26 protein-coding genes and 2 pseudogenes are annotated in these 25,304 nt (G+C 44.0%); 10 read left to right on the forward strand and 18 right to left on the reverse strand.

Annotated elements, in window-relative coordinates; genetic code table 11:
- Positions 1–22 precede the first annotated feature (22 nt).
- Entirely contained in the window at positions 23–403 is a 381-nt protein-coding gene (locus ABEW32_RS02895; RefSeq protein ID WP_430184531.1) for a hypothetical protein, read from the forward strand.
- A gap of 72 nt (positions 404–475) precedes the next feature.
- Here ABEW32_RS02895 and ABEW32_RS02900 read toward each other — a convergent pair whose 3' ends face one another.
- The 3 genes from ABEW32_RS02900 to ABEW32_RS02910 form a co-directional block, all read right to left on the reverse strand.
- Positions 476–1,012: a hypothetical protein gene (locus ABEW32_RS02900; protein ID WP_430184533.1), complete on the reverse strand. Its 537-nt coding sequence runs from the start codon at positions 1,010–1,012 to the stop codon at positions 476–478.
- Between the two features lie 119 nt (positions 1,013–1,131).
- Positions 1,132–1,773: a hypothetical protein gene (locus ABEW32_RS02905; protein WP_430184535.1), complete on the reverse strand. Its 642-nt coding sequence runs from the start codon at positions 1,771–1,773 to the stop codon at positions 1,132–1,134.
- 33 nt (positions 1,774–1,806) lie between these two features.
- Entirely contained in the window at positions 1,807–2,367 is a 561-nt protein-coding gene (locus tag ABEW32_RS02910; RefSeq protein ID WP_430184537.1) for a DUF4303 domain-containing protein, read from the reverse strand.
- A 238-nt stretch (positions 2,368–2,605) separates the two neighbouring features.
- Between ABEW32_RS02910 and ABEW32_RS02915 the strand changes: the two are divergent.
- Both ABEW32_RS02915 and ABEW32_RS02920 read left to right on the forward strand, forming a co-directional pair.
- A pseudogene (locus ABEW32_RS02915) lies at positions 2,606–3,297 on the forward strand (DUF421 domain-containing protein).
- Positions 3,298–3,461: 164 nt separating this feature from the next.
- Positions 3,462–4,028, forward strand: a complete 567-nt coding sequence (locus tag ABEW32_RS02920) for a DUF4062 domain-containing protein (protein ID WP_430184539.1) — start codon at positions 3,462–3,464, stop codon at positions 4,026–4,028.
- 138 nt (positions 4,029–4,166) lie between these two features.
- Here ABEW32_RS02920 and ABEW32_RS02925 read toward each other — a convergent pair whose 3' ends face one another.
- The 4 genes from ABEW32_RS02925 to ABEW32_RS02940 form a co-directional block, all read right to left on the reverse strand.
- Positions 4,167–4,403 (reverse strand): uracil-DNA glycosylase family protein, encoded by a 237-nt coding sequence (locus ABEW32_RS02925; RefSeq protein WP_430184541.1) that lies wholly within the window; start codon positions 4,401–4,403, stop codon positions 4,167–4,169.
- A gap of 138 nt (positions 4,404–4,541) precedes the next feature.
- Positions 4,542–5,921, reverse strand: a complete 1,380-nt coding sequence (locus tag ABEW32_RS02930) for an FAD-binding oxidoreductase (protein ID WP_430184543.1) — start codon at positions 5,919–5,921, stop codon at positions 4,542–4,544.
- A gap of 171 nt (positions 5,922–6,092) precedes the next feature.
- Complete coding sequence (locus ABEW32_RS02935; RefSeq protein WP_430184545.1) at positions 6,093–8,057, reverse strand: GTP-binding protein; 1,965 nt, start codon at positions 8,055–8,057, stop codon at positions 6,093–6,095.
- A 154-nt stretch (positions 8,058–8,211) separates the two neighbouring features.
- Positions 8,212–8,547: a hypothetical protein gene (locus ABEW32_RS02940; RefSeq protein WP_430184547.1), complete on the reverse strand. Its 336-nt coding sequence runs from the start codon at positions 8,545–8,547 to the stop codon at positions 8,212–8,214.
- A gap of 183 nt (positions 8,548–8,730) precedes the next feature.
- Here ABEW32_RS02940 and ABEW32_RS02945 point away from each other — a divergent pair, with 183 nt between their 5' ends.
- The gene (locus ABEW32_RS02945; protein ID WP_430184549.1) at positions 8,731–9,153 is read left to right on the forward strand and encodes a tetratricopeptide repeat protein; all 423 of its coding nucleotides are present in this window, start codon (positions 8,731–8,733) and stop codon (positions 9,151–9,153) included.
- 466 nt (positions 9,154–9,619) lie between these two features.
- Here the strand turns inward: ABEW32_RS02945 and ABEW32_RS02950 are convergent, their stop codons facing one another.
- Positions 9,620–10,063: a cell wall hydrolase gene (locus ABEW32_RS02950; protein ID WP_430184551.1), complete on the reverse strand. Its 444-nt coding sequence runs from the start codon at positions 10,061–10,063 to the stop codon at positions 9,620–9,622.
- Between the two features lie 613 nt (positions 10,064–10,676).
- On the opposite strand from ABEW32_RS02950, the gene ABEW32_RS02955 reads away from it, so the two are divergent.
- On the forward strand, positions 10,677–11,231 hold the full coding sequence (locus tag ABEW32_RS02955; RefSeq protein ID WP_430184553.1) for a tyrosine-type recombinase/integrase: 555 nt from the start codon (positions 10,677–10,679) through the stop codon (positions 11,229–11,231).
- 19 nt (positions 11,232–11,250) lie between these two features.
- Positions 11,251–12,477, forward strand: coding sequence for a DNA cytosine methyltransferase (locus tag ABEW32_RS02960; protein ID WP_430184555.1), 1,227 nt, complete (start codon positions 11,251–11,253; stop codon positions 12,475–12,477).
- A gap of 53 nt (positions 12,478–12,530) precedes the next feature.
- Here ABEW32_RS02960 and ABEW32_RS02965 read toward each other — a convergent pair whose 3' ends face one another.
- The gene (locus tag ABEW32_RS02965; RefSeq protein ID WP_430184557.1) at positions 12,531–13,346 is read right to left on the reverse strand and encodes a hypothetical protein; all 816 of its coding nucleotides are present in this window, start codon (positions 13,344–13,346) and stop codon (positions 12,531–12,533) included.
- A 705-nt stretch (positions 13,347–14,051) separates the two neighbouring features.
- Between ABEW32_RS02965 and ABEW32_RS02970 the strand changes: the two are divergent.
- Positions 14,052–14,435: pseudogene (locus tag ABEW32_RS02970) on the forward strand (recombinase family protein).
- A gap of 683 nt (positions 14,436–15,118) precedes the next feature.
- Here ABEW32_RS02970 and rlmH read toward each other — a convergent pair.
- Positions 15,119–15,598, reverse strand: a complete 480-nt coding sequence (gene rlmH / locus ABEW32_RS02975; protein WP_044786744.1) for a 23S rRNA (pseudouridine(1915)-N(3))-methyltransferase RlmH — start codon at positions 15,596–15,598, stop codon at positions 15,119–15,121.
- Positions 15,599–15,748: 150 nt separating this feature from the next.
- Positions 15,749–16,609 carry a DNA-binding protein gene (locus ABEW32_RS02980; RefSeq protein ID WP_430184559.1) on the reverse strand — a complete coding sequence of 287 codons (861 nt, stop codon included), beginning with the start codon at positions 16,607–16,609 and terminating at the stop codon, positions 15,749–15,751.
- 177 nt (positions 16,610–16,786) lie between these two features.
- On the opposite strand from ABEW32_RS02980, the gene ABEW32_RS02985 reads away from it, so the two are divergent.
- Positions 16,787–17,131, forward strand: coding sequence for a helix-turn-helix domain-containing protein (locus ABEW32_RS02985; RefSeq protein WP_107733636.1), 345 nt, complete (start codon positions 16,787–16,789; stop codon positions 17,129–17,131).
- 79 nt (positions 17,132–17,210) lie between these two features.
- Here ABEW32_RS02985 and ABEW32_RS02990 read toward each other — a convergent pair whose 3' ends face one another.
- The 4 genes from ABEW32_RS02990 to ABEW32_RS03005 all read right to left on the reverse strand — a co-directional run bounded on the left by ABEW32_RS02990 (position 17,211) and on the right by ABEW32_RS03005 (position 19,787).
- A complete protein-coding gene (locus tag ABEW32_RS02990) occupies positions 17,211–17,699 on the reverse strand; it encodes a DinB family protein (RefSeq protein ID WP_193189552.1) in 489 nt (162 codons plus the stop codon).
- A gap of 27 nt (positions 17,700–17,726) precedes the next feature.
- Positions 17,727–18,668 carry a DUF6597 domain-containing transcriptional factor gene (locus ABEW32_RS02995; RefSeq protein WP_430184561.1) on the reverse strand — a complete coding sequence of 314 codons (942 nt, stop codon included), beginning with the start codon at positions 18,666–18,668 and terminating at the stop codon, positions 17,727–17,729.
- 82 nt (positions 18,669–18,750) lie between these two features.
- Positions 18,751–18,918: a CxxH/CxxC protein gene (locus ABEW32_RS03000; RefSeq protein WP_013373879.1), complete on the reverse strand. Its 168-nt coding sequence runs from the start codon at positions 18,916–18,918 to the stop codon at positions 18,751–18,753.
- Positions 18,919–19,022: 104 nt separating this feature from the next.
- Complete coding sequence (locus ABEW32_RS03005; protein ID WP_430184563.1) at positions 19,023–19,787, reverse strand: class I SAM-dependent methyltransferase; 765 nt, start codon at positions 19,785–19,787, stop codon at positions 19,023–19,025.
- A gap of 212 nt (positions 19,788–19,999) precedes the next feature.
- On the opposite strand from ABEW32_RS03005, the gene ABEW32_RS03010 reads away from it, so the two are divergent.
- Positions 20,000–21,721, forward strand: a complete 1,722-nt coding sequence (locus ABEW32_RS03010; RefSeq protein WP_430184565.1) for a cellulase family glycosylhydrolase — start codon at positions 20,000–20,002, stop codon at positions 21,719–21,721.
- An 86-nt stretch (positions 21,722–21,807) separates the two neighbouring features.
- Here the strand turns inward: ABEW32_RS03010 and ABEW32_RS03015 are convergent, their stop codons facing one another.
- Entirely contained in the window at positions 21,808–23,043 is a 1,236-nt protein-coding gene (locus tag ABEW32_RS03015) for a S1C family serine protease (RefSeq protein ID WP_430184567.1), read from the reverse strand.
- 503 nt (positions 23,044–23,546) lie between these two features.
- Here ABEW32_RS03015 and ABEW32_RS03020 point away from each other — a divergent pair.
- Entirely contained in the window at positions 23,547–23,753 is a 207-nt protein-coding gene (locus tag ABEW32_RS03020; protein ID WP_013373883.1) for a hypothetical protein, read from the forward strand.
- Here ABEW32_RS03020 and ABEW32_RS03025 read toward each other — a convergent pair.
- On the reverse strand, positions 23,722–24,528 hold the full coding sequence (locus ABEW32_RS03025; protein ID WP_430184569.1) for an MBL fold metallo-hydrolase: 807 nt from the start codon (positions 24,526–24,528) through the stop codon (positions 23,722–23,724). The two genes, ABEW32_RS03020 and ABEW32_RS03025, sit on opposite strands and share 32 nt — an antisense overlap.
- A gap of 6 nt (positions 24,529–24,534) precedes the next feature.
- Positions 24,535–25,299, reverse strand: coding sequence for a two-component system regulatory protein YycI (yycI, locus tag ABEW32_RS03030; protein WP_430184571.1), 765 nt, complete (start codon positions 25,297–25,299; stop codon positions 24,535–24,537).
- Positions 25,300–25,304: the final 5 nt, after the last annotated feature.

Below are 25,304 nucleotides of genomic sequence, written 5' to 3' on the forward strand. Positions count from 1 at the left end.
AACATATAGTGAGGGGAAAATAATGAAAAGCCAATTAAGAAATATTACGGTCGACGGTTATGCATTCGTTTATTGGTATTCAGGCGGGTCACGCTTCGTCTTAAACCTATCTCCCAAAGAGAATAAAAACATCAAAGTCACGCTCATCTTCCAGGCAGATCCTCCCGATGAAGAGCCTCGTACTTATTGGGCCTTTCATGATATTTCAGCACAAAATAATAACATGGAAACTGTCCTCCATCTGGGTAAACCCAAGCATATCGCTGAAATTATCTCTTACTTGATGGCAAAGCGACAAGAGCTTTGGACCCAGGGGAAGCCTCAGGTTCTGGATAATGCCTGGGATTTATTAAAAGAAATGGGTTATTCCGAGCTAAATCCAATTTGGATTAGACAGTGGTAGTCCTAATGGCTTGTGGGCTAGCCCCCTTTGATCTGACCACTCAAAGGGGGCTTAAAGTCCAGAGGGGTACGATTATTCGTTATTCGGCGTGGTCGGACTAGTCGAGGGCATCAAGCCTTTAACAGCGCCGAGAAACGGGCGAATGGACTTGATCATGCCGTAGCCCATTCTCACGACCGGAACAAACTTCTGGATCATGCCGAACAGCCGCAGGCCGCCGCCGAGCATACCTCCAAGCCCACCTGCGCCCGCAGTGGCACCGCCAAGCCCACCCAGCCCGCCCAACAGCGAGCCCATCATCGGTAGGAATGCAGATACATTGGCATCCGGCTTGCGGGAGCGCGAACGGCTAGACGGTTTGCGTGCGCCGCTTCTCCGGTTGCCAAGACGGGCGCTCGGGCCATGCGCACCAGCCCTGCGTTTGAGAGGTCGGGAGTCTTGTTTCCTGGAAGGAGCACGCGCGGGAGCCCCAGCACTGGAAAGTACCAACCCGCCGCGATTCACGTCGGTGATGTAGCCGACATAAGTCTCTCCGCTGTGCAGGGTGACACAGACCGGACGGCCTTGAAACTTCTTAGCCCGTGCACGCATCTCTTTCGATTGTGCCATGGAAGTTCACCTCGCTCACTGATTTAATTCAGTTTACGCCAGGGGCGGGCTGCCTGCTTGTGCGAATGGGGCATACGCACGCCAAAAATCGCTTGACGGGCTCGTTAGCCCACGCCAAATCAAGAGAATTGCCAAAAACCTGCTACTGGATGTTGTATCTCAGTCGCCCCCATTTTGGCAAAAACATATAGTGATCCAAAACCAAAAGGATAATTGTAATCCTCCTGAAGCAACGTTTCAGGATAACCATCTTCATCTACTTGAAAGAAAAAAGAAAATGATTCATCCTTCAGCTTCGTAAAATAATAGTCTTCATTTTGAATAAGTCTCGGGTTTCCACCTATTTTGACCAAAAAAGGCTGATCCATCGATTTTTCGTCATGACTTAGTTCCCCGTCTGAAATTGCATGCTTTACAAGGCCTGAGTTAGTAAACATATTTTTAACGCTCTCAGCTGACATGGGATGTTCAATCACCTTGATCGAGCAATTAGGATAAATGTTGTTTTCTAAATACTCCTCATAATATTCAGGGATAAAGATCGAAATCATGCTCTCGGGTTTAAAGGGATGGACGAGGCTCAAGTAAAAAACATACTTTTGGTTACCTTCGTGGATGTGGTCTGATTGATTATCAAAAAATTCGGGTGCATTCCCGCCAATCCAGCCTGCACTATGTTCGTTCGATAGGACCGGTCTCGCATAATAAAGAATACAATCTGTTCTCTCAATTAAAATATTCATTTGATTTTCATTAGGCATCTTACAACTCTCCCTCAAGAAACACGAATGCCCTTACTCCGCCGCTTCTGCCAGCCATGCTTGCATAGCCGGAGACTCCGCCCGATTCAAACGCAAGGCGATTTGGGTATTGATCTCATCCGGCGGCATGACCTCGACAAGGACGCACACGGAATCTCGCGGTTGATTCATGGCAAACATGCCTTCATCATCGAGCATTTTCATCGCCAGCTCCATGGCCTTCAGCCTCGAATCAAATTCACGATTCCATTCGTCAGCCGCAAGCTCCGCAATGGAAGGGCGATCCATAAACAATTGTTTAACATGATCGAAGTCCTCATCCCTGAAACAGCAATAAGGCGAATCGGCATAGGACCATTTGATGAGTTCTGCAATCGTTGATCCCGGCGTTTCGCTTTCGTCTTCTTGCCTGGCGGCTTCCCTCTCCAAGGCCTCCCATGACCAAGCGGAAATGCTTGGCGCATGTCCCTCTCCAGTCGTAAATGGCGTGCAGTAATAGTAACGTTCACCATTTTCAAAAAGAGTGCGAAAGGACGTCCTAGCCACACCGGCAATCTCTGCCGCCAGTGTCTCTATTTCTTGCGTCGTTTTCATGGCAATCGCCCCTTAGCCCTATAAAGGTTTATATCTTATTTCCATTATAAAGATTGTTCATCCTAAATCTACCTACCTTTTGCCTGAATCCTGGAATATGCGCGATTCACTCCCTCGTTACGCTGTAAAAGACGACCTTTCAGCCGTTCATGTTCATTAGGCTCATTTCACTTAACAAGTATAGGAGATGGAAATAAAGGCCAATCTAAAACTATCTGTTATGCAAGGAGCTCAGCACATGACGTATGGAGAAATTCTATTTCGTACGGCAACATCCTTCGTTGCTCTACTCGTTTTGACACGTCTGCTCGGTAAAAAACAAGTCGGACATCTAACGTTTTTCAATTATGTAACAGGGATTACCTTCGGCTCCACCACTGCCGAGATTATCGTCAACAGACAAATCACGCTACTGCAAGGAATATCTAGCTTGGTCTTATGGTCGCTCTTGGCGTTCATCATCGCATTGATCGGATTGCACTCCGTCAAAGCTCGTGAAATTCTCGACGGCCAGCCTACGATTCTCATTAAGAAAGGAAAGATTTTGGAAAGGGCGTTGGGTAAACAACACCTCAACATTGATGATTTAAGCATGTTGCTTCGGAACAAGGATGTCTTCTCACCCGAAGAAGTCGAATTCGCACTTCTGGAACCTGACGGTAAACTCAGTGTGTTAAAAAAAGAAGAACTGCTGCCTGCAACGAAAAAAGATATACAAGCAACTGTTACGCCTATTCAAAGAATTCCGACTGAGCTTATCATTGATGGCAAAATCGTAGAAAAAATCTTATAAAAATCGATGTCTCCGTTGCCTGGCTCAACCAACAATTAAAGAAAGCCAGCATTCATTCATTGGATCAAGTATTTTACGCAGAGCTTCAATTGGACGGGACGCTGTATATCGACAAATACCAGGATTCAATCCCATAAAAATACCCGGTAGCGAATACTTAAGTTCAATCCAACCTTCAACAACTTTAAAAATTAGTCCCATCCAACTAAAAAACGGAGGGGCTTTTACTTCTGCATTTTGACAAATAAAGTGAGAGAGTGGTAGATTCTTTTTAAACTAATTCTTTAATTTGGGTGGGCCTATGAGGAGAAAATTGCAAATTTACATATCGTCTACTTTCAACGATCTTATTGAGGAAAGACATACCGCTGTTGAAGCCATACTTCAAGCTGGTCATATCCCTGCTGGAATCGAGCAATTTTTCAAGGAAAGTCCAATGAAAATTAGGAAGAGATGGATTGACGAGTCCGATGTATATCTTCTGATTCTCGGAGGATTCTATGGTTTAACGCTTCCTGATGAATCGAAGAGCTATACGCACTGGGAGTATGAGTATGCCGGAGAGGCAGGCAAACCTAGGTTTGCCTTTGTTGTCACAGATGAAGCATTAAGACAAAAGCCATACGACTTCGCAGCAATTGAACACTATCAGAAGTTTCAAAAGTTTAAGCAATCAGTCATGGAACATATCCCGATCTATTATGTTGAAGATGTACGGCACATTAAAATGGTACTTCGTGATCAATTGTCAGAGTATGCAGCAAGAAATGATTTGTATGGCTGGGTTTCGGGCAAGGATGTCCCGGACGTTCAAAAGCTGTTGGAAGAGAATGCAAGATTAAAGGAGGAGTTGGAGAAAATGAAATGAAAGAGGGGCTGGCACGACCAGCCCCTTTCCTATAATATTCTCGTTAATCTATTTCCTGCTTGGGTTGAATCTCCTTCCACTTCTCCTTCAAAGCTTTTAAATCTGCTACAAAGAACCTAAGTAAATTGGGTCGTCTTCTTACTGCAAGCGGGTGATAGGTGAAGCTGCTCCTTCCCGATCCTCCCGGGCTCCGGGATTATCCAGAATCATCATAAGTGGAGCTTTCGGATTTCCTTCACCCCAGATGACACGATTCCGCTGCTTGGATAGCTCGCAAATTTCACAATGCTCTATACCATTGGGCGCTTGTTCTTCAGGTAAAATTACATAGGGACGGTCCATTTCCTTGTCGTGCAGCTCCTTCCTTTCACACAATGAATCTATTATGCCCACCTCAAGCAAAAACTTGTCCTTCTTATGATACGGTTCAACTTATCGTCGCTATCAGTGGAATTGCTAAAGGAGCTGCCACCGGCAGCTCCTTGTTTTATTTTCGATATGGTGTGTGTATTGTCATTTTCTGACCTGTTTACCCACTGGAATACTCTGAGCAAAACGAAATACATTATGAGGGTCATACTTTCGTTTCACCTGCTTCAATCTGCCAAAGTTCACGCCATAATACGCCTTGGGCCAGTTCTTAATCTGCAGATCGGGAAAATTCACATAATTCCCTTTAACAAAGGGACGTACCGCTTTACGGAACCTTTCCACCCACTGAATATTCCGCTCTTGCTCCCCATCATTTCTCCAGCGGGCTGACAGTTCGTAGATTGTCTCAGCCTTCCGATGAGGATAGGCCGTTGCAGTAGGCGATACTCGACTCACCGCGCTTCCCGCACCACCTAAGCTCTGACTCCACACGCTAGCATGCCTGTTGGGTGCTTTGGCTAAAAAGTCGCGTATAATTCGTACTCCTTCAGGCGGCAAAGGTTGAAACCCGTAGGCCCCGGTTATTTTAAACTTTGGTTCCAAATTCAGGTCTGACTCGGCAAAAAATTGGGTTGCTTCAATAAAAGGTACTGTCTTCACCATCACCTTCACCGGAGTGCCTGCTCGCAAGAGCGGTCTAATCAATCGACGCAGCTCCTCAGCACCGCCAAGCAATTGCCCAGTAGATACAATCGTTCCCACCTGCTTGGCAGCCACCTCAATGGTTGAGGTTAAGCGGTTTGTGACCGATGGGGCCCAGCGTTGCCAAGCCGGTAATACCTTCTCAAGGTCACTCCATTTCCACGTAATACTGTATATAGAAACCTTCGAAATCGGTCTAATCCGAAATGTAAATTCGGTAGCAACACCAAAGTTTCCGCCCCCTCCGCCTCGTGATGCCCACAACAGATCGGAATGTTTCTTGCTCTCTGCCACAATCGTCTTTGCCCCATACCGCCCCGAAGCTACGACCATCTTCACTTGTTTCAAGTTATCGCACGTAAGTCCATATTTGCGGGAAAGAAGTCCAATGCCCCCTCCCAGAGTGAGCCCAGCTACGCCTACGTCGGGTGCAGTCCCCGCCGGAATGGCCACACGCTTATTCCACAGCTTCTTGTACACACGGGCAAGTGGATTTCCTGTTTGGACAATGGCCACTCCATTTTTTCGATCAACCTTAACCTTATTCATCTCGCTCACATCGATAATAATACCGCCATTTACAGTTGAGAAGCCCTCATAGCTATGCCGTCCGCTGCGCACTCGCAGCCTTATGCCCCGCTCACGAGCCCATTTGACTGCGTTGATCACATCCTGAGTTCGTTGGCAAAAAACAATGACCCTTGGAAATTTGGAAAAACGCCTATTGAACTCCATTCTGGCCATATTGTATGACGGATTCCCCGGAATTACGATCCTTCCGGTTAATCGTGTACTTTTCTTTTGCAGCTTTTGTGCCATCTACTTTACACCATCCCTGCTCATGACATAAGCCTTTCTCATCAGCTTATTTCTATGTAGGGACATCTGTCCTAGTAACGGCAACTGCCCAGTTTGAATCGTAAAAGTGGCACATTATTAGGTTTACTACTCACGCCAATTTCTTAGTTGCTTAGTTTCCTAATAGATCATTCAAGGTTCTAATTCAAGGTGCATCTTGGCTTCTGCCTCATTCCATGGCACCGAGTAACCCGCCCCCTTGGCGCAAAAGATAGAGGAGGATGTATACAGTGGGTCTGCCTCTTTGCGGTAGCCCATTCGTTCTAGAACTTCCTCCGTATTATGGCAGCGGTCGTAGCCGCTGAACACGCAACGGATACTGCCTCGTCCATGCGTAAAGGATGCAAATTCGGCACTGTAGTTCATGAAGGTCGACACGGGTACCCTGCCTGTGACCATCGCTTGCGTCCCGATTGTCTGCGGCGGATTAAAAGTACCTGAAGCACGCTGAATATCGGACAGTACCCTGCCCATTTCATCGATAGCGACCTTGATTTTGAAATCGTAATAGGGCTCCAGCAGCACGTTGTCCGCCTTCTCCAGACCCTGCCGTAGTGCTCGAAAGGCAGCCTCACGGAAATCACCGCCATGGGTATGTTCTTTATGCGCGCGGCCCCTCAGCAGCGTAATGCTCACGTCGGTGACTGGCATGCCGGTCAGCAGTCCGTGATGCTCCCGTTCGTAGAGATGATTCCGAATCAGATTCTGATAGCTGACATTCAGATCATCGGCATGACATCTGCTATCGAACATGATGCCGCTGCCCCTTTCTCCCGGTTCAATCAGCAGATGTACTTCCGCATAGTGCCTGAGCGGTTCAAAGTGGCCGTACCCTTTTACAGCTGATTGAATCGTTTCCTTATACAAGATTTCCGGTTGTCCAAAAGAGATAGCAAAGCCAAACCGCTCTCTAACAAGCTGCTCCAACACTTCCAGTTGAATCAACCCCATGACGCGGATAGAAATCTCCTGCAATTTCTCATCCCAAACGACGTTCAGAGACGGCTCCTCCGCCTCCAGCGTGCGAAAAGCACCGAGCACCTTCTGTACATGTATCGAATTGTCGAATAATACCTTCGATTGTAACGTCGGCTCCGAATCGTAAGCTAACTTGTCTGATATTGCCCCCAGGCCTTGTCCGGCCTCGGCGGCGGACAAGCCGGCAACTGCAAATAAATCGCCAGCTTCCACTTGTTCCACCGGCTGCGATTTAAGGCCGTTAAACATGAAGATCCGCGTAACTTTTTCGTCATATTGAACGCCGCCACTCTCGTAACGAAGCTGTTCTCTCACCTTTAACCGACCACCGAGCGCCTTAATGAACGTGAGTCTCGCTCCACCTGCATCGTGCCGGATTTTATAAACCCGCCCCTGGAACGAAGCATTCTCGTCATAACTAGATGTCGTCAGTAGATGCAGCTGATCCAGAAATTCAATGATGCCCGTATCCTGAAGCGCAGAGCCGTAAGCACAGGGGAAGAGAAGACCCGCCGCTATCATCCTCTGCAAGGCCTCCAGCCAGAAGTCGGCATCCTCTCTCCCCTCCAGAAATGCTTCCAGCAAGGCTTCGTCCCGCTCCGCCATGGCTTCCCGCAGCGGCTCACCGATCATGCCGTCAGCGAAGCTTTCTGTAATGCAGCATACTTCCCCCGTCAACTGCTGACGGATTTCGGCCTCGGTTCTGCCTGCATCCGCGCCGATCCGATCCGTCTTGTTGATAAAGAAGAACGTCGGAATTCGATGCTTACGCAGCAGCTGCCAGACCGTCTCCGTATGACCCTGGACACCTTCAACTGCGCTTACAATCAGGATGGCATAATCAATGACCTGAATCGCCCGCTCCATTTCCGGGGAGAAATCGACGTGTCCGGGCGTGTCAATTAAATAATAACTTTCTCCTTTATATTCTATTACCGCCTGATCTGCGAACACCGTAATACCCCTTGCCCTCTCGATGTCGTGGCTGTCCAGAAACGCATCCTGATGATCCACCCGCCCCCGGGACCGGATACTGTTCGTATGGTACAGCAGCTGTTCCGCAAAAGTTGTCTTACCTGCATCCACATGGGCGAACAGGCCAATCGTTAGTCGCTTCATAGAATCCCACTTTCAACGCTTCTTGTTGATACTACTCATTTTATTAAAGCATAGAAATTGGGAGAGTGGGTAGGAACACTCCAATTAAAATTGGAGAAGATTGGGGTTATCTGACTGTGATGAGTGATACCGAATTACCTCCTTATCCGGCTGATTAATAACGGTTCTGTGATGCGAAAAAGCGTTCAATCATTTGCTTCGTTTCGCTTGGACTTCTCAATTGAACTGCCTTTCCATTTTCATCAAAGGTAAAATGCCCCCTAAATGCTTCCGGCATATCCTGATACTGTTTCTCGACTTGTTGAAGTACTTTTTTTAAACATGGATATCCGTATTTTTTAATTAGTAGAGGCAATCCGAAGGCAGATCTTAAAAACTCATAGGCTACATCACTTATTGCGCAAATAAACTTAGGATCATTCTCGCGAAGAGGCGCAGTCGTTAGGTACTTAATCGATTCCTTGTGAAGCTGCTGATTATCATTTGGCATCTCTATCATCCTTTCTTCTAAACCATAATCAAGCCATTAAAATAATACATGCCACACATGGCCCTCTTGAAAATAGTACCCACATAAACTAGAACGCGCCTTCAATCTATGAATAGGCTTAAAAATTTGGTAGACTTCTCATATGAATGCCTAATCCAATCGAATAGAACAGGAGAGATCACTTTGCAGCTCTCAGATTCCACTTATTCCGCAATTAGGGCTCTATGTAAACAAGGCGATGACTTAGTGAAGGTAGGCGATCTTGATGCCGCCAAGCAAAATTATATTGCCGCCCTCCGTTTATTGCCTGAAAATCATCAAGAATGGGAGACCGCTACCTGGATATATGTAGCTATTGGGGATGTCCACTATCGTATGAAGAATTTCGATAAGGCCTTCAAGTGCTTTTTTAATGCCGTACAGTGTCCGAAGGGGTTGGGTAATCCGTATATTCATCTTCGGCTGGGGCAGTTATATTATGAACAGGAAAAATTTGAAAAGGCGGCTGACGAGCTAACCCGGGCTTACATGGGCGCCGGTATTGAGATTTTTATGGAAGACGACCCAAAATATCTTGAGTTTTTGGAGACAAACATAGAGATTTGAAATTTATTTTCGAATTCAACGGCGAAATCAAAAAAGCTCACTCTCCATCGCTTTGGTAAACTTTTTCAGGTGCACGAATAAACATCCTGTATGCCATCCTTGTGCAGGTCTGCCGCATGAAAGTTCTGGTTAGCTATCGTATCCATTCTTCTTCTGAACAGAGTTTCACCCTATCCATCGTTCTCTGGCTCTTTGCAAGGCGCTGTCAACAGCGGCTGGCGTCATTTCTAACGATTTCTGCAATCTGTTTGGAGTCATGAATAAAAGGACAGTTAAGGCTACTCAATGTGCCCTAACTGTCTTTTTACTAATTAAACCAAACTGTTACTGAAAAACCACCCACTAAGTATGTTATGTTCGTTTTTAGTAAGGTTGGCGGAGCGTTGTGATTCAGGTATTCCTTACCTACAAAGTCATGCATGAGTCCCGCCGAAATAAAACTTGGTCTGATGCAATTATGCAGATTTTAAAACGTACTATATACATTTTCGCATTCAATCGCAGTCGGTTCATAAAAACAATGTTTCTTCCATCGACCTACAAACGGCTGATTATACCAAGTTGGCGGACATGGTCCGGGGTTTTCATACGATCCTGGGCGGAAGTACCATAGCGAGTATTTGGCTGGCCAATTCCGTTCCCCATTCACAACCCGTTGTGCCAGACGGCGTTCTCTATCTCTTGCTCTTTGATAGTACATGCCATGTTGTAGCGCTTCGAACGCATGCGGCTGGTTAATCATTTGGGGAATTGTCCGGATTCCTTTAAAATCGGAACAATTCGCTCTTATTCGGTTAATGCCAACAGCTCCAACAAGGAGCATGCCCATTTCGCCTTCGGCCTCAGCCTCAGCTCGAAGCAACCTTGCCAACATATCGATATCCTGTTGCCTGGATTTTACAACTGCCATATGCTCACCTCATTTGATTTCTAGACTCATCATATTTTAGGCTAAGCGGATGTGTTACTCTGGCTAAATAAATAGAAAACGATATTAAACAGCCATTTCACTGAACCTTAGCCCATTAGTTGAGTACCAGTGGTAAAATTCCCCCCCGAAATATGTGATATGGTTCTCAGCTTTGTCTGTAACGGCAAGTTTATAAATTCTCAAATATAAAGCCTTTATCGAAGCCCAAAGAAACTTGCCGCTACTTATGGTACGGTTCACCCTAACATTAACAGAGGCAAACAATTGTAATCAAAATTGAGATAGACCCCCTATTTTAATTGAGAATTAGATGAAGGAAAAAGCGAAGCAAGAAACTTGTTTCGCTCTTTTTCCGTAAAAGGAAAGTCTTTAATAATTAATTCAATTTACTTTTGAATATCTCTTTCCCCTTTTGCACTCATGAATCCACCTTATGGCTAACAGATGATTTTTTCTATTTCAATGAATGTATGAACTTATATGTATTGGTACATTAAACATCTTAATATAATAGAAATAGACCGTAATATAGACGGTTAATAAATAATATGATACATTTAATGTATCATATTATTTATTTGTGGTGAAAAAAATGACAAAAGAAAAGAACGTACAACCCATACGTTCATTAGAAGAAATTCAGCAAATGAAAAACTCTTTGATTCGTTATTGTTCTTATAGAGATTATTTTCTTTTTGTTTTTGGAATTAATGTTGGATTGAGAATGTCCGATATTCTTCCCCTTCGGGTTCAGGATATTCGAGATAAGACTCATATTCGTATAAAAGAGCAAAAAACAGGTGAATTTCGTACCATCTATTTGAATGAATACTTACGAAATGAAATAGACAAATATACAGCTTCTATGGAGCCTGAAAATCTTCTATTTCCTTCGAGAAAAGGTGATGGATACATCACCCTTACCCAAGCATACCGTACACTACAAAAGGCCGCTGAAATAACTGGAATCAAACATGTTGGTTCCAGAACACTTCGGAAAACTTTCGGATATCATCACTATAAAAAATATAAAAATTTAGCAATCTTACAAGAATTTTTTTCCCATTCAACTCCAAGTATCACCAAAAAATATATTGGTGTTCTGCAGGATGAAATTGAGGATACACTAAAGGATTTTAGTTTGTAATCAGGAGGAAAGATGAAACATGTTAAAACTGGAAGAACGAGGGCGGGGTAAATTCAAACCAGCACCCAATTATGACATTAATGATGTTAAAAATCTCCTTATAAAAAAAATTGAAGAGGAAACTCATCTAAATATAGACGAACCGCAAGATTACGATATGGAAAATCTTTTTTTTAAAACTGACAAAGCTAATGTTTTAGGTCTATTTTGTGGGGCAGGAGGGCTTGACCTTGGTCTCGAATTAGCCGGATTAGATGTAATTATTGGGGAAGAAAGAACCAACGAACTTTTTAAAAATAAAGATACTTTCAACTCAATTCGAGAAGAGAGTATTTTTCATCATCTCTATTCCAACGATATCTTTAAAGAAGCCCTAGAAACCTATAAACAGAACTTTCCTAATTCTGTTTTTATACACAATAAAGACATCCGAAAAGTGAAGGAGTTTCCAAAAGCTGATGTTGTCGTAGGGGGACCACCATGCCCTGGATTTAGCGAGGCTGGACCACGATTGGTTGATGACCCTCGAAATTTTTTATATATCCACTATATTCGTTGTTTAATGCAAGTACAACCAAAGTTCTTTATTATGGAAAATGTAAAAGGGATGCTGACTCTTGGTAAAGGAGAAGTTTTCCATCAAATCCGTCAAGATTTTGAAGCTGCAGGATACCGTGTGTATCACAAACTTGTAAATGCAAGGGATTATGGTGTTCCACAACTTCGGGAAAGGGTATTCTTAGTAGGTGTTCGAGAAGATATTAAATTCAAATATGAATTCCCTGAACCTTCCCATGGAGACGGTTTATTCCTGAATCCTTATATAACTTTAACGGAAGCAATAGGAGACTTAGAAGAAAACCCTGGCGAATATTTCACAGGTTCATATTCCACCATCTTTATGAGCCGAAATCGCAAAAAAAATTGGAATGAACAGAGTTTTACTATTCAAGCAAGTGGTAGACAAGCTCCTATTCATCCAGGTGGACTTCCAATGGAGAAGGTCGATAAAAACAAGTGGATTTTCCAAGACGGAGAAGAAAATAATCGCAGACTATCGGTAAAGGAAATCGCACGCATTCAAACTTTCCCTGATTGGTATAATTTTAGTGATGGAAAGAATGATGAAATGTCTAAAAACGGTCGTTTAGACAAGATTTATAAACAAATTGGAAATGCAGTTCCAGTTCAATTAGCCAGGATCATTGCTCAACCGATTGCCAAATGGATTTACGAAAATAGATAAAAAAAGAAAATTCAATATTAGAGCCTTTTTATATCAAAAGGCTCTAATATGATTTATTTACGTGGTATAAAAATATTATAATTACTTTCTAACTCATTTAATAAGCGATTATGATTTAAACTATTTGGCTCAACTTCAACATACTCACCAAGCTGTATCAATTGAGAAAGTGTTTTAATAGTAGTCTTCTGTGACAGACGTTGGTACGGTTTAAACTGAGTATAAATAGCTTTTCCTCTATTAGTTCCCTCAGTCATAGGATTGATAGGTCGATAAGCAATTTTGAAGTTACTACTTAATTGAAATATAGTTTCTTTATCAATAGGCTTTAATTTTAAAACCAAATCATTAATACTTCTTGGAACACTTGAGGAGACATACAAACAATTGGCAATATGATCGCCTGAACCATATCCCGCCACAATCTTCACTATATCATTATATGTAAATACATCAGTAAACTCCCTTGCTGTATTTCCGCTCCGTCTTCCAAAACAAATACTCACGCCAACAAATAAAGATGCAGACGGATTTGTCTTCCACCGATTAGACCATTTCGTACAATCAGATACAAGTCTATAAAAAGCATCTGCTCCAAACTCTTCAATAACTCGACCATGAGAATACCAATTACCAAAATAATCAGCACTACTTAATTTCGCCGAAATTTTAATTGGTTCAGAGTTTTCTAAACGAATCAAAATATCAGTTTTCGCTCCAGAGCTCCCTACCCACTCAATACCAATAATTTTTGCGCCAGGACGAATACCTATATCCCTCATCCACTGTGGAATATCAAATGGTATTATCCCAACGCCCTTAATAGATTTCGCAATATCACGTTCGAATTGGTCAGTATTTGCAGACAAATAGAACCCACCCCTCTAAGTAGTACATTTTACCTATAGTCAAAATGCCCTGATTATATAGTAGCACTACTTAAAAAGAAAGAAAAACACACTATGGTATTGCTACAAAGCAGATAAGGTATCATATGAAAGAATTGCTGCTACTAAAAATAGATTTTCTACTATTCCATGTGTTAAAATTGGGGAAACAAATGAGCTTAGGAAATAGTGTTCGTGTGTAATCTGTTGGATGGAGTATTAACACTTATAATGCATTATTAAGAGTTGTTTACTTATTCAAATTACCTTTTCACACAACGAACCCTATGTTTCATTCAAATGATCTATTATTTAAGAAGAGTCAATTTAATGAAGCAATTTCTTAGAAAACTAAACATTACAGTATATAAGTTTGATGAACAATTAGAGACAGGCGGTTATACTAACCGGTATTCGAAATATTCCTTAAGTTTAAGATAATTATTTTTTAAAAATTATTATTCCATTTATTTATGAATAGAGATGGATTTTCGAACAAATTTCTATATACCCAAATTAATAGCCTTGTAGTTTTCTGGAAAGGACCCGTCCTTTCCTTTTTTTATTGTGCATAATTATTAATATGAAAAGGAGGTTATTACTATGGTAGAAATAAGGAGAGTTTGACTGTACATTCGTGTTTCCACAGAAGAACAAGCTGCCGAGGGATACAGTATATCCGCTCAAATAGATACCTTACGCCAATTCACACAACTTTACGATTGGAAAATTGTTGAAGAATACATCAATGAAGGCATTAGTGGAAAATCCATAAAGGGTCGTCCTGCAATGTAGCGGCTTGTGGCTGATATTGAAAAGAAAGAGTTTGATACGGTTCTTGTTTGGAAAATCTCTCGTCTCTCTCGCAATATGTTGGATACTCTCGTTCTGTTAGATAAGTTTGAAGAATACAATGTGAAATTCATTTCCTATTCGGAAAACTTTGACACAGTAAGCCCGATCGGGCGCTTAGTAGTTCAAATAATGACCTCTATAGCAGAAATGGAACGAAACACGTTATCGGAAAATATTAAATTAGGTATGAAACAAAGGGCATTAGAAGGGTCGTAGAATGATGGTATTATCTTGGGTTACGATTTAATCGAAAAGAAACTTGTCATAAATCAGAACGAAGCGGATATAGTCAAACTTATTTTTCATATGAGAATAACATGGGGTTGAAAGCTATTGCGAACCACTTAAATAAGAAGGGATACCGCACAAAATGAAACCGTCATTTTTCCATTAACGGAATTGCTAAAACAAAATGTCGATCGCCTATCAGAAATACAAGAGTTACGAGAACGATATTTAGATGCATTTGAGAAAAGGACACTTTCCATGAATGTATTACAAGAACGGATGCAGAAAGTTGAAATTGAAAAGGAGCAATTAGAACAAAAAGTATTAATTTAAGTTCGACCCGAAATTCTGGTGATTTAAAAATTATTGAACCTGATCTTATTAAAATACTTCTGGAGCAATTTCTTATATTATACGAACAGTCGCCACGGGAGAAACAAAAACAGTTACTTCAACTATTAATTCGCCATATTCTAATCAAGCATCGTGAGGGAGAATCACGTAAAGTCGATAAGGTTGAACTCGAATTTGGCTTTTCAGAAATAAACATCTCAAAAACTTTTACACTTCTGCACTTATTGTATCGTAAAACGGATAAATTAGATAATATCCCTCTTAATTTATCCGTTTCAACAAACGAACTCCCACCTTATTTACAACCTTTCTTGCCTCTACTTGTGGTACGGTTCCCCCCGATTAATCTTCACCGCCCGATAAATCTGTTCCACCAGCACCAATCGCATCAATTGATGAGGCAAAGTCATCCTTCCGAAGCTTAGCTTCTGTTGGGCGCGGCGGAGGACTTCGTCAGAGAGACCGTGGCTGCCGCCAATAACGAAGATAACATGGCTTGTACCGTAGGTGCCGAGCTTGTCCAATTCCTCCGCGAGTTCTTCCGAACTCCACAGTTTGCCGTCGATGGCAAGTACAATCACGTGTGCCTCACTTTTCACATGGGCTAAAATACGCTCGCCCTCTCGCTCCTTGACCTGCCGAACCTCCGCCTCGCTCAGTGTGTCTGGAGCCTTTTCATCGGCTACTTCGATCATTTGGAACTTGATGTATGGCCCTAGCCGTTTTGCGTATTCCTGAATGCCCATGACCAAATACTTCTCTTTTAACTTGCCAACACCTATAAGTTGAATAAACAAATTCCATACCCCTATCTATATCGAATGATAATGTAAAATCGTATTTACGATCCCAAACTAAAAACATAACTGTAACATAGTTATTTTAGCACCTGAAACGTCTCTTACCTATCTATTTCCTCTCCACTATGAGCCTATTCCCTGCTCAAATTATAGCGGATCATTCTTTACGCTCTTCACAATGAAATCCCTATTCGTTTCGTATTCATCAAGAGACTGCATTACTATCTGTCGATATTCGCTGATTTGCTCCGCTGTCGCTGACCCGCGCAGTGATTCGAACAATGCTGTACATTTCTTAAAATTACGATCGTTACCTGACTGATCTGCTAGTTGCATCGCCCGCACAGTAAGTCCCACTGCATCCTGTAATCTGCCGTACTTCCGATAGTACAAAACCAAATGATAGCAGTAGCTATAATAGTAAGATATGTTCTCTGCGTCTTCATAACTCTCAAATTCATCAATCTGCTCTGCAAACGTATGTAAGATATCTGCCACATCCAAATGATACATAAGCGCTGCCTGTAATATGGTATTTAGCCCCGGTAATATTTCCTCTAGATTATCCTGCAAAAAGGCTACATATTCCTCGATCAGCTCTATATTTCCAGATAAAATATCTACTGCATATAAATTGGTCTTGGCTAAAAACCTGAATTCCTCGACAACTTGATTGTCTTCTTCCTCTAAATCCTCCATCCACCCTAGCTCAGCATACTTATAGATGCACTCCCTTGCCTGCTCATATGCACCCTGATTCTGGTGAGCCATTCCGCACATCAGGTGACTGAGCCCAAAATAATATACCAACGGACGTTCTAGATTCACATGCGGGATGGGTAATTTCATTGCTTTATGATACTGCCGTTCTTCGTAGATACGCTGGACACGGCTATATAAAATGCCAGATGTAGTCTTTACCTGAGTCCAGCTTTCGAAGGAATAAGCCATTTTTAACAGTTGTACGATCACATCTGGTTTGAGTGATTTAAGAATGTCCTCCTGCAAAAATATTACCTCCTCTAGTATATCCTCTTTATCGATTTAGAGTTGCCAACCACTCGTGAGAAGTGACTAAACAGACTAATTATACTACTTAAAAAGCGCAATATAAACCATTTTTACTATATATTTTGACCTGACTTTTACACTTCATCTTCCATAAGCTTGTTATGAGGTGGTAATATGGCTGAATTACGCAAGCAAATCGGTACAAGAATCCGGGCTATTCGAAATGCAAAGGGACTTACACAGCAAAAGCTAGCTGACATTGCAAGCTTGGACTATAGATATATTGGTGCATTAGAAAGAGGAGAAAGAAACTTTTCGATTGATACCTTGGAGAAGGTGTTAACCGCCTTAAACGTGTCTATCAGTGAGTTAATGTTTTCCGAAGAACATATGACTGCAGACGAAATGATTCGGCAAGAGGCCATAGATGAGTTTGTTGCGTTGACCAGCCGATTGAATGAAGAGCAAATCGGGATTCTTAGACGTGTTAGTAAAGAAGTTTCACGCGCGTTCGACTAAGTCATTCCACCCTAAAAAGCCTTAAATAAAACCAAAAAAGAGCACCGCACAGGTGCCCTCATAAATCTCCATAAAAAACTCAAGCATACAACATAAAAAAGCTCACTTCATGTCCCAGTTGCTTCAGATAATTGTAGATCTGCGAGCGGTGATGGAACACATGGGTCACGGTCTCAATCTGCCATTGAACCTGTAAATGCCCATGCTCCATATAGAAAGCTTTCGTCGAACGATTCAGATAATCTTCTTCGCTAAGCGAAAGAATGTAAGCCTTATATACCTCAAAATTCTGCCTGAAAGCCGTAGCCAAGCGCTCGGGATCTTCCACCCCGGACAGGCTATTTTCAATGCTTCCCACTTCTGCCTCGGACTTCTCCTGCATAATCGCAAGATCCGAAGCTGGAATAAGCACAAAGTGGTGCACTAATTCCAGCAGCGAGCGGAAATTGTCCTGTGGGCGAAAGCTCCAATCCTCTGGACGTATTTTACGAATCAAGGCTTCCCCCGTCCGTACTCCAGTCTCCAGCTCATTCAGCAGATGATCACGAACTTGCAGCGTTCCACTCATATCCTCATCTCTCCTTTGCATTCTTCTTCATATTTTGAGTATAGCCGAAGCCTCTGGGTGTGTATTGTAAAAATCGGACAACTTCCGAAAGTCTTTAGCCGCAGTAAGCGGGGAAGCTCCATAAAATCTGCGAAAATCACGGATTAGATGCGCTTGGTCAAAAAAGCTGTGCTTTAATGCCAGCTCCATCGCATCGACATAACCACCATTCTGAATACTGTGCAGAACGCTCTGGAAACGGACGACTTCACTGAACTTTTTGGGGCTGACCCCGATCCATTGCCCAAATTTGCGGTTGAGCTGTCTTTCACTGATCGCCTCACGCTCGGCAAGCTCCTTAACCCCCACACTCCCGCCGCTCACAAAGATGCGATGCAGCAGATTTTTCATCAGGTCACAATCGCTTGTCCTACGACGCAGTAGAAGCTGGTTGAGATATTGATCCATTAGGCGCACCCGTTCATTAAAGTCTCGTGCCTCCAAAATACGCTCACCTATGATCTCAATATTCTCGGGCCATATGTCTTCCAAGTGGTAATTACCTCCTGTAAACAAATGAGTCGGCATGCCATGAAAATAATGTGCTCCACCGGGGAAAAATCGCACCGCAAAAATACGTGTCCCGGACCCTGCTTGTCTGGTAGACACGAACGGATTCGTAAATGTCCCGCAGTATGAGAGTTCCTGACGCTTACTCACCGGGTCGTATTCTAATAGAATATCCGTACAACCATCAGGTAATACCCGGTCCACTGCCTCTTCTTCCTCCAGCCAGCCTAATGAAGCTTCACCTCTATCCGATACTGCCATATTCCGTTCAGAAACTTCTCTGGTAGCCGGACCCGACTCCCAATAGCAGGCTACGTAAGCCCTCAGCGCAGCAGTCGGCTTTTGCTCAATATAATATGTATGGGGATCACTTCCATTGACCTGAAGCGGACGAAACAGTGAATGCAGCAAAGGGTCCATCCAACGTTCACTCCTGTCTCAGTACGTGGTGGGGATATATACAAAAAGGACGTTTCTGCCCGAAACGCCCGTGCTTGTTTTTTTAGACGACCAAAAACTCTGCTTTTTTCTCACATTCCTTGCACTTCACTGGAGGGTCCCAATCCGAAAATTTCGTTTCTTTGAGATCGACGACATCCGGTGCATCCTCGTATTCATCGACGAACATATCAATTGCCAGTTCCACATGCTCTTTACATACCACGTACATTCCGTTGCATCCCTTTCCGTTTGAAGCTCTTCCTGTTGTAGGTGTGTCAAAACCGCCTTCTTTTGTTCTACCACACTTGACGCAGAAAGGAAAGGGCTTGCCCACTATCCCTGACGTTTGGTCTTAAAAATGAGAAAATTACTGACGTTCAGGTCTTCACAGAAATGGGGATATTTCTCCAGCATGTCAACAGACGGCTTCGGTTCGATCATCCCATCCAACAACAAGCCCGCCTCCACAATGGTCTGTACATAGCTGCCCAGCGTACGGTGAAAATACAAAAGCTTTTCCTCCTGATCATAAGGGATCGCTTGCTCCAATGGGCCTTCATTGAAATATTGATCCACTTTCCAATACAGCTTTTTCCCTGTCTCATCCTTCACCCATCCACTCTGAGGCGTCAGAAAGCACGGATGCAGAATAGAAAAAATAAAGCGGCCTCCTGGAACTAATAATCGCTGCATTTCGGCAATCGCCTGCTCATAATGAGCCAAGTCCTGTATGACCATATTGGACACGATCAGATCAAAGCTCTGGTCCCCGAACATCTCCAGCTTCTCCAGATTGCCATGGTGATATGTAATTCCCAACGCTGATGGTGTCCGCTCTTTTGCAAGTTTCAGCATTTCTGTCGAGTAATCGACAGCTTCCACCAACGCGCCTGCATTGACCATTTTCCGACTCAGGTAACCTTCGCCACATCCAGCATCCAGCACTTTTTTACCTTCGATCAGTCCCATACACTCTTGCAAAGCAGGATTTAGCAGCACTTCACGAGACCGATCCCCTTCTTCGGTGTACTTGGCAGTAAATTTTTCGGCATGCATATTCCAGCGCCGAATGGCCTCTTCGGTGTTCCACTTATTCATATTCATCTCCTTCTTTCTTTTGTATTTGAGGATTTTGTAGGGTCATAGATTCTACACTCATTTCTGTGTTTTTTCAATAATAACGCTTACAATTGTAAAATAACTAATTCACACATGATTTTTACTTGAATTATGCAGGTATTGCAGAATAGAATAATATGGTAATGTTTAGTGGAAAGCGCTTTCAAAATAACTTTGTAAAGGGGCCTGTTATGTTAAAACGAAGACCCATTTCATTGCTGTCGTTGACGCTTGCCATTACCCTATTGTTATCCACGTTCGCATCCGTGGCCGCTGCTGCTGAAACGGACGGACAAGCACAGCCAGCTGCTGCTACAAGCAATATGCAGTCATATGTGGAAGCCATGCAGCCTGGATGGAATTTAGGAAACTCGCTGGATGCTGTCGGGGCGGATGAGACAGCTTGGGGCAATCCGCGCATTACCCAAGCTTTGATCCAGCAAATTGCTGCTCAAGGGTACAAAAGTATCCGGATTCCCGTCACCTGGGACAAGCATATTGGAGCAGCACCCCATTATACCGTTGAGTCTGCTTACATGAACCGTGTAGAAGAGGTTGTTCGCTGGGCACTGGATGCCAATCTGTATGTTATGATTAATGTCCATCACGATTCATGGACGTGGGTAAGCAGCATGGAGCCCAAGCATGATGAAGTATTAGCTCGCTATAACGCATTATGGACACAAATTGCAGATCGCTTTAAAGACCAGCCTAACAAACTGATGTTTGAAAGTATTAACGAGCCCCGGTTTTCTGAAGGGGGAACCACGGATGAAGCGAAAATGAATCAGATGCTTCATGAGCTAAATGTATCCTTCCACAAAATCGTTCGCGCCTCCGGTGGTAAGAACGCCACGCGTCCCCTTGTCCTATCCGGTCTGGATGCTGCACCTGCCCAAGCCAAGATCAGCCAACTTTACAACACAATTACTGGGCTGAATGATCCCAATCTGATTGCGACCGTCCACTATTATGGCTTTTGGCCTTTCAGTGTGAACATTGCCGGGAATACAACATTTGATAAAGCTACCCAAAACGATATTGTTCAAACCTTTGATAATGTCTATAACACCTTTGTAGCCAAGGGAATCCCGGTTATTGTCGGTGAATATGGCCTGCTCGGTTTCGATAAACATACAGGTGTTATTGAACAGGGCGAAAAGCTGAAATTCTTCGAGTTTTTGACTTATTACATGAAAGAGAAGAAAGTAACAGGTATGCTCTGGGATAACGGCCAGCATTTGAATCGGAGCACTTACAAGTGGTCTGATCCTGAACTCTTTAATGTCATGAAGGCCAGCCTGAAAGGACGTTCCTCCAATGCAGCTAGTGATCTCATTCACTTGAAGAAAGGCTCTCCTGTTCAGGATACCAAGGTCACTTTAAACCTGAACGGCAACCAATTGAAATCACTCAATGCCGACAGCAAGCAACTGAAACAGGGCACCGACTATACGTTGAGTGGAGATTCATTAACCTTTAAAGCCAGCTTACTTACCAGCCTAATTACTTCCGGTAAATATGGTGAGAATGCCGTTATTAACGCCAAGTTTAATAAGGGGGCGGATTGGAATTTTAAAGTCGTCGTGTATGATACTCCAAAATTAAGTGCCGTCGAAGGGACTACACAAGCCTTTACCATTCCAACAGACTTCCGTGGTAGCCAGCTTGCGACCATGGAAGCCGTGTATACGAATGGAGGCAATGCCGGTCCACAGGATTGGACACCTTATAAAGAGTTTGGCAATACTTTTTCCCCTGCCTATGATACGAACGGCATCAAGCTGCTGCCTGAATTTTTCAACAGTGTGAAGGATGGTGAAGTCACGTTGAAGTTCCACTTCTGGAGCGGAGATGTAGTGACATACAAAATTACCAAGAGCGGAACCCGTGTGACGGGAGTGACATCTTAATCTAAGGCACAGCAGAAAGCAAAAAAAGGCGTTCCCGGAAATGAGCCGGCGAGCGCCTTCTTTATAGTTAAGTATACCACTCAAACTTAGCCTTCCGGCTTATCTGTTAATTTTAACGTCACCGACTCTTCCTTGCCTGCCCGGTAAAAGGTAACCTTCAGCTCATCGCCAATCTTCTTGTGATCATACAGATAGCGACGCAAATCAAGCGTAGAGTTAATCGGTTCCCCATCAAACGCTGTAATGACATCGTTCAGCTTCAAGCCGCCCTCCTTGGCAGGACCATGGGCCTCCAGAACAACGGCCCCATCCTTGACGCTGTCAGGCAGCTTGAGTTCCTTGCGCTGAGTTTCATCCAAAGGTGCATACTCATTATTGAGGTCCACCGTGTACACCCCCAGATAAGGGCGGGTGATCTTGCCATCCTCAACCAGTTCATTCACCGTCTTCATTACCTCATTAGCAGGAATGGCAAAGCCCAGTCCTTCCACACCTGTATCGGCGATTTTCATCGTATTGATGCCAATCACCCGTCCGTCCAGATCGACCAACGCTCCGCCGCTGTTTCCTTCATTAATCGCTGCATCGGTCTGAATCACATGCTGCTCCCAATCATATACGCCATCCTGATTAATGGAAATGGGAATGATGCGATTCGTATAGCTCACAATGCCGGAGGTCAGTGTGTCTCCCAATCCGAGTGGGTTGCCAATCGCAATGACCGTCTCGCCCAGACGAAGTTTGCTGGAGTCACCGATATCCGCCACTGTGCTAATGCCTTTATCATCAACGGCCAATACAGCGATATCACTAATGCGATCCTTTCCGACCAGCTTTGCCTCTTTTCTGACACCGTCTACGGTTACAATATCCAAATCATCCGATCCTTCGATGACATGGTTATTCGTCATAATAAAGGCTTTGCCTGAACTCACTCGGAAAATAACGCCCGATCCAAGCGCTGATTGCTCCGTACTTTTACCGTCTTCCCCCTTCAGATTTACGATGCTGACGACGGCTGGGCGTACCTTGGCTGCCGCTTGCACAATCCGATCATACGGATCACCCGCTGCTTGCCGCAAGGGATAATGACTTGCTCCGGTTACCGCTGTAGTGGAGGGCAGACCTGTAATAAAGCTGAACAGCAGCACGGAAACCACTGCACTAACCGCACCACTAATGACAGCTGCCTGCACCGGACTTACCCGACGATTCCTGTGCGGCCAACGTCCCCGTCCTCCGCGACGCGCCTTAAATGCCGTTTTTTTAGCCGCACGTGTGGACACCTTCGTTGAATAAAAATCATCATCAAACAAGCCCATGCTAATCCTCTCCCCTTCGTTGTCATGACCGACACTCACTAAAAAATTAGGGCTATTCGGGCTTGCGCCAACCTATGCTACAGAGAACCTGCTCCGTTGAACATCTCAAATGGATTGAATATCCCCTACCATCGGAATTACAGCAACTAATCGTTCCGGCCTACTTATTAATCACCACAAACGGTGCCTTCCTAAGCAACCAAATCTCATAAATTAGCATACACGCCGAATCTGGCTCCGAATAGAGGAAAAAAGAGGAATGATTTCCAAACCAATGGACTACAATAGTAACAAGTCTTCTATTCTATTACAAACTGACCGTCTCATAGAGACGTTCTGGCTTGTTCCCGTCCGCTTAAAGCAGCCTATACTTTCGATGAGAGCCTTCCTTCAGAAAGCCTTCTGTTGTTAGCTTTATTGTATCACAGCACCTGGAAAAACCACAGGCAGAACCAAGCTTATTGCACGCCATTTTAAAAATATTTTTACAGGAGGAATATATGATGAATTCCCATCGTTCCGCTATGGATGAAGTTCGCATGGCAGCCAAGCTTGCGGATTTGAAAGACGAGCACTACCGTAATACACTGGCGCTAAGTACATTGATTGAACTACTGGTGGACAAAGGCATAGTGACCCGTGAAGAAGTTGAGCGCAAAGCCGCCGAGCTGGACAGCTTTATGGCTCACTTACCTTATCCCAAGGTGTAGGACGATCATAATACGTATCACACAATCGAAACTCACTATCCTTATAAAAACAGCCGCGGTCTTCCATCGCATCACGTACGGTCATCTTCGCAAGCTCCATCATATTGTGGTCGCGGCTCAAATGTGCCAGGTACGTTCGCTTGGTCCGACCTGTCAGCAGCTCGCTAAGAATCGCACCCGCCATCTCATTGGATAAGTGGCCGATATCGCTGAGAATACGGCGTTTGATGTTCCAAGGATAACGGCCCATACGCAGCATTTCTACATCATGATTAGCCTCCAGCACCAATACATCTGCATCTGATATCGCTTGTTTTACCTTATCGCTAACATAGCCGAGATCGGTCGCTACGCTAAGCTTCTCTGCCCCATCATAAAAGCTATACCCCACGGGCTCAGCCGCATCATGGGAGATGCCGAATGACTCTACACGCAATGACTCAAATTCTCGTGTCGCACCTGTCTCCAATATTCTGCGGTTATCATCCACGATTTGCCCAACAGCGTTGCTGATGGCAGACCATGTCTTCTCATTAGCGTATATAGGTAAATTATATTTACGCGCCATGGCGCCTAGTCCTTTAACATGATCGGAATGCTCATGCGTGACCAAAATACCATCCAATTCCTCTCCGCTCAGATCGCGTTCTTTCAGCAATTCGTCAATACGCTTTGCGCTGAGACCTGCATCAATGAGCAATGTCGTGTCTTCGTTCCGCACAACGGTAGCGTTGCCGGTCGAACCGCTCGACAGCACGGTAAAAGAAATCCCCATATCTGTTCAAGACCCTTCTGTATGTTCTGTCTTTGGACTAATGACATCTCCATTCATCTGCACGTAATACACACCTTTTCCGTTGTCCAGCATAAAACGCCACACCGGAGCAGCCACCTGACTATCGGAGTTAAAGGTCTGTCCGTAATATCCGAGCCGGATATCCTTCACTACGGAGTCACGTGGCAAATAGCCGTCGATTAGCCTGGCCAAGGCTTTGGACGCAGGCAGCATTTTTTTGGCCTCATCCGAAGGCTGAAGCTCTACCTGAACTTTGCGATATCCTGTAATCTTCTGATTGCTGTAAAACAGAGCCAGCTTCACATTAAAGAGCGGCCACTTGCCTTGTACCAACGGATGCAGCACAAAAGCATCTGCTTGTCCGGATACAAGCTCCTCCTGAACATCCAGCGGATCATACTGATAGTTATCAATATCCTGGATTTGCGGCTCCAGTGCCTCCACTAGCGCATCGTGAGTGAATACCAGCTTGCTGTCCACCGGTCTCAGCAGCTGCACAAGTTCAACTTTTTCTCCACTATGGACATAGGTGTAGGACAGCTTGGGCAGCTGCGGGGTATCTCCGGGAATCGGAGCCAACACCTGAATGCTTTTCTCTTCCATTAAACGCTGCGTGTTTTCATCCAGTGAAGTAAAATCCAGATTCGGCCCAGCCGTTTCCTGCGCATCATGCCACAGTTGATAACCCAATACCACATTGAGCAGCAAAAATGTACAGATCAGTACGTTTTTAGCGCGGCTCCAATCCATTCCCG

Origin of the sequence: Paenibacillus jamilae (assembly GCF_050482105.1) — a bacterium.
GTDB classification, from domain to species: Bacteria; Bacillota; Bacilli; order Paenibacillales; family Paenibacillaceae; genus Paenibacillus; species Paenibacillus jamilae_B.

Coding starts and splice junctions, on each gene's coding strand:
- ABEW32_RS02895 (WP_430184531.1), top strand. CDS start 23: ATGAAAAGCCAATTAAGAAATATTACGGTCGACGGTTATGCATTCGTT.
- ABEW32_RS02900 (WP_430184533.1), bottom strand. CDS start 1,012: ATGGCACAATCGAAAGAGATGCGTGCACGGGCTAAGAAGTTTCAAGGC.
- ABEW32_RS02905 (WP_430184535.1), bottom strand. CDS start 1,773: ATGCCTAATGAAAATCAAATGAATATTTTAATTGAGAGAACAGATTGT.
- ABEW32_RS02910 (WP_430184537.1), bottom strand. CDS start 2,367: ATGAAAACGACGCAAGAAATAGAGACACTGGCGGCAGAGATTGCCGGT.
- ABEW32_RS02920 (WP_430184539.1), top strand. CDS start 3,462: ATGAGGAGAAAATTGCAAATTTACATATCGTCTACTTTCAACGATCTT.
- ABEW32_RS02930 (WP_430184543.1), bottom strand. CDS start 5,921: ATGGCACAAAAGCTGCAAAAGAAAAGTACACGATTAACCGGAAGGATC.
- ABEW32_RS02935 (WP_430184545.1), bottom strand. CDS start 8,057: ATGAAGCGACTAACGATTGGCCTGTTCGCCCATGTGGATGCAGGTAAG.
- ABEW32_RS02940 (WP_430184547.1), bottom strand. CDS start 8,547: ATGCCAAATGATAATCAGCAGCTTCACAAGGAATCGATTAAGTACCTA.
- ABEW32_RS02950 (WP_430184551.1), bottom strand. CDS start 10,063: ATGGCAGTTGTAAAATCCAGGCAACAGGATATCGATATGTTGGCAAGG.
- ABEW32_RS02955 (WP_430184553.1), top strand. CDS start 10,677: ATGACAAAAGAAAAGAACGTACAACCCATACGTTCATTAGAAGAAATT.
- ABEW32_RS02960 (WP_430184555.1), top strand. CDS start 11,251: ATGTTAAAACTGGAAGAACGAGGGCGGGGTAAATTCAAACCAGCACCC.
- ABEW32_RS02985 (WP_107733636.1), top strand. CDS start 16,787: ATGGCTGAATTACGCAAGCAAATCGGTACAAGAATCCGGGCTATTCGA.
- ABEW32_RS02990 (WP_193189552.1), bottom strand. CDS start 17,699: ATGAGTGGAACGCTGCAAGTTCGTGATCATCTGCTGAATGAGCTGGAG.
- ABEW32_RS02995 (WP_430184561.1), bottom strand. CDS start 18,668: ATGGACCCTTTGCTGCATTCACTGTTTCGTCCGCTTCAGGTCAATGGA.
- ABEW32_RS03000 (WP_013373879.1), bottom strand. CDS start 18,918: ATGTACGTGGTATGTAAAGAGCATGTGGAACTGGCAATTGATATGTTC.
- ABEW32_RS03005 (WP_430184563.1), bottom strand. CDS start 19,787: ATGAATAAGTGGAACACCGAAGAGGCCATTCGGCGCTGGAATATGCAT.
- ABEW32_RS03010 (WP_430184565.1), top strand. CDS start 20,000: ATGTTAAAACGAAGACCCATTTCATTGCTGTCGTTGACGCTTGCCATT.
- ABEW32_RS03015 (WP_430184567.1), bottom strand. CDS start 23,043: ATGGGCTTGTTTGATGATGATTTTTATTCAACGAAGGTGTCCACACGT.
- ABEW32_RS03020 (WP_013373883.1), top strand. CDS start 23,547: ATGAATTCCCATCGTTCCGCTATGGATGAAGTTCGCATGGCAGCCAAG.
- ABEW32_RS03025 (WP_430184569.1), bottom strand. CDS start 24,528: ATGGGGATTTCTTTTACCGTGCTGTCGAGCGGTTCGACCGGCAACGCT.
- yycI (WP_430184571.1), bottom strand. CDS start 25,299: ATGGATTGGAGCCGCGCTAAAAACGTACTGATCTGTACATTTTTGCTG.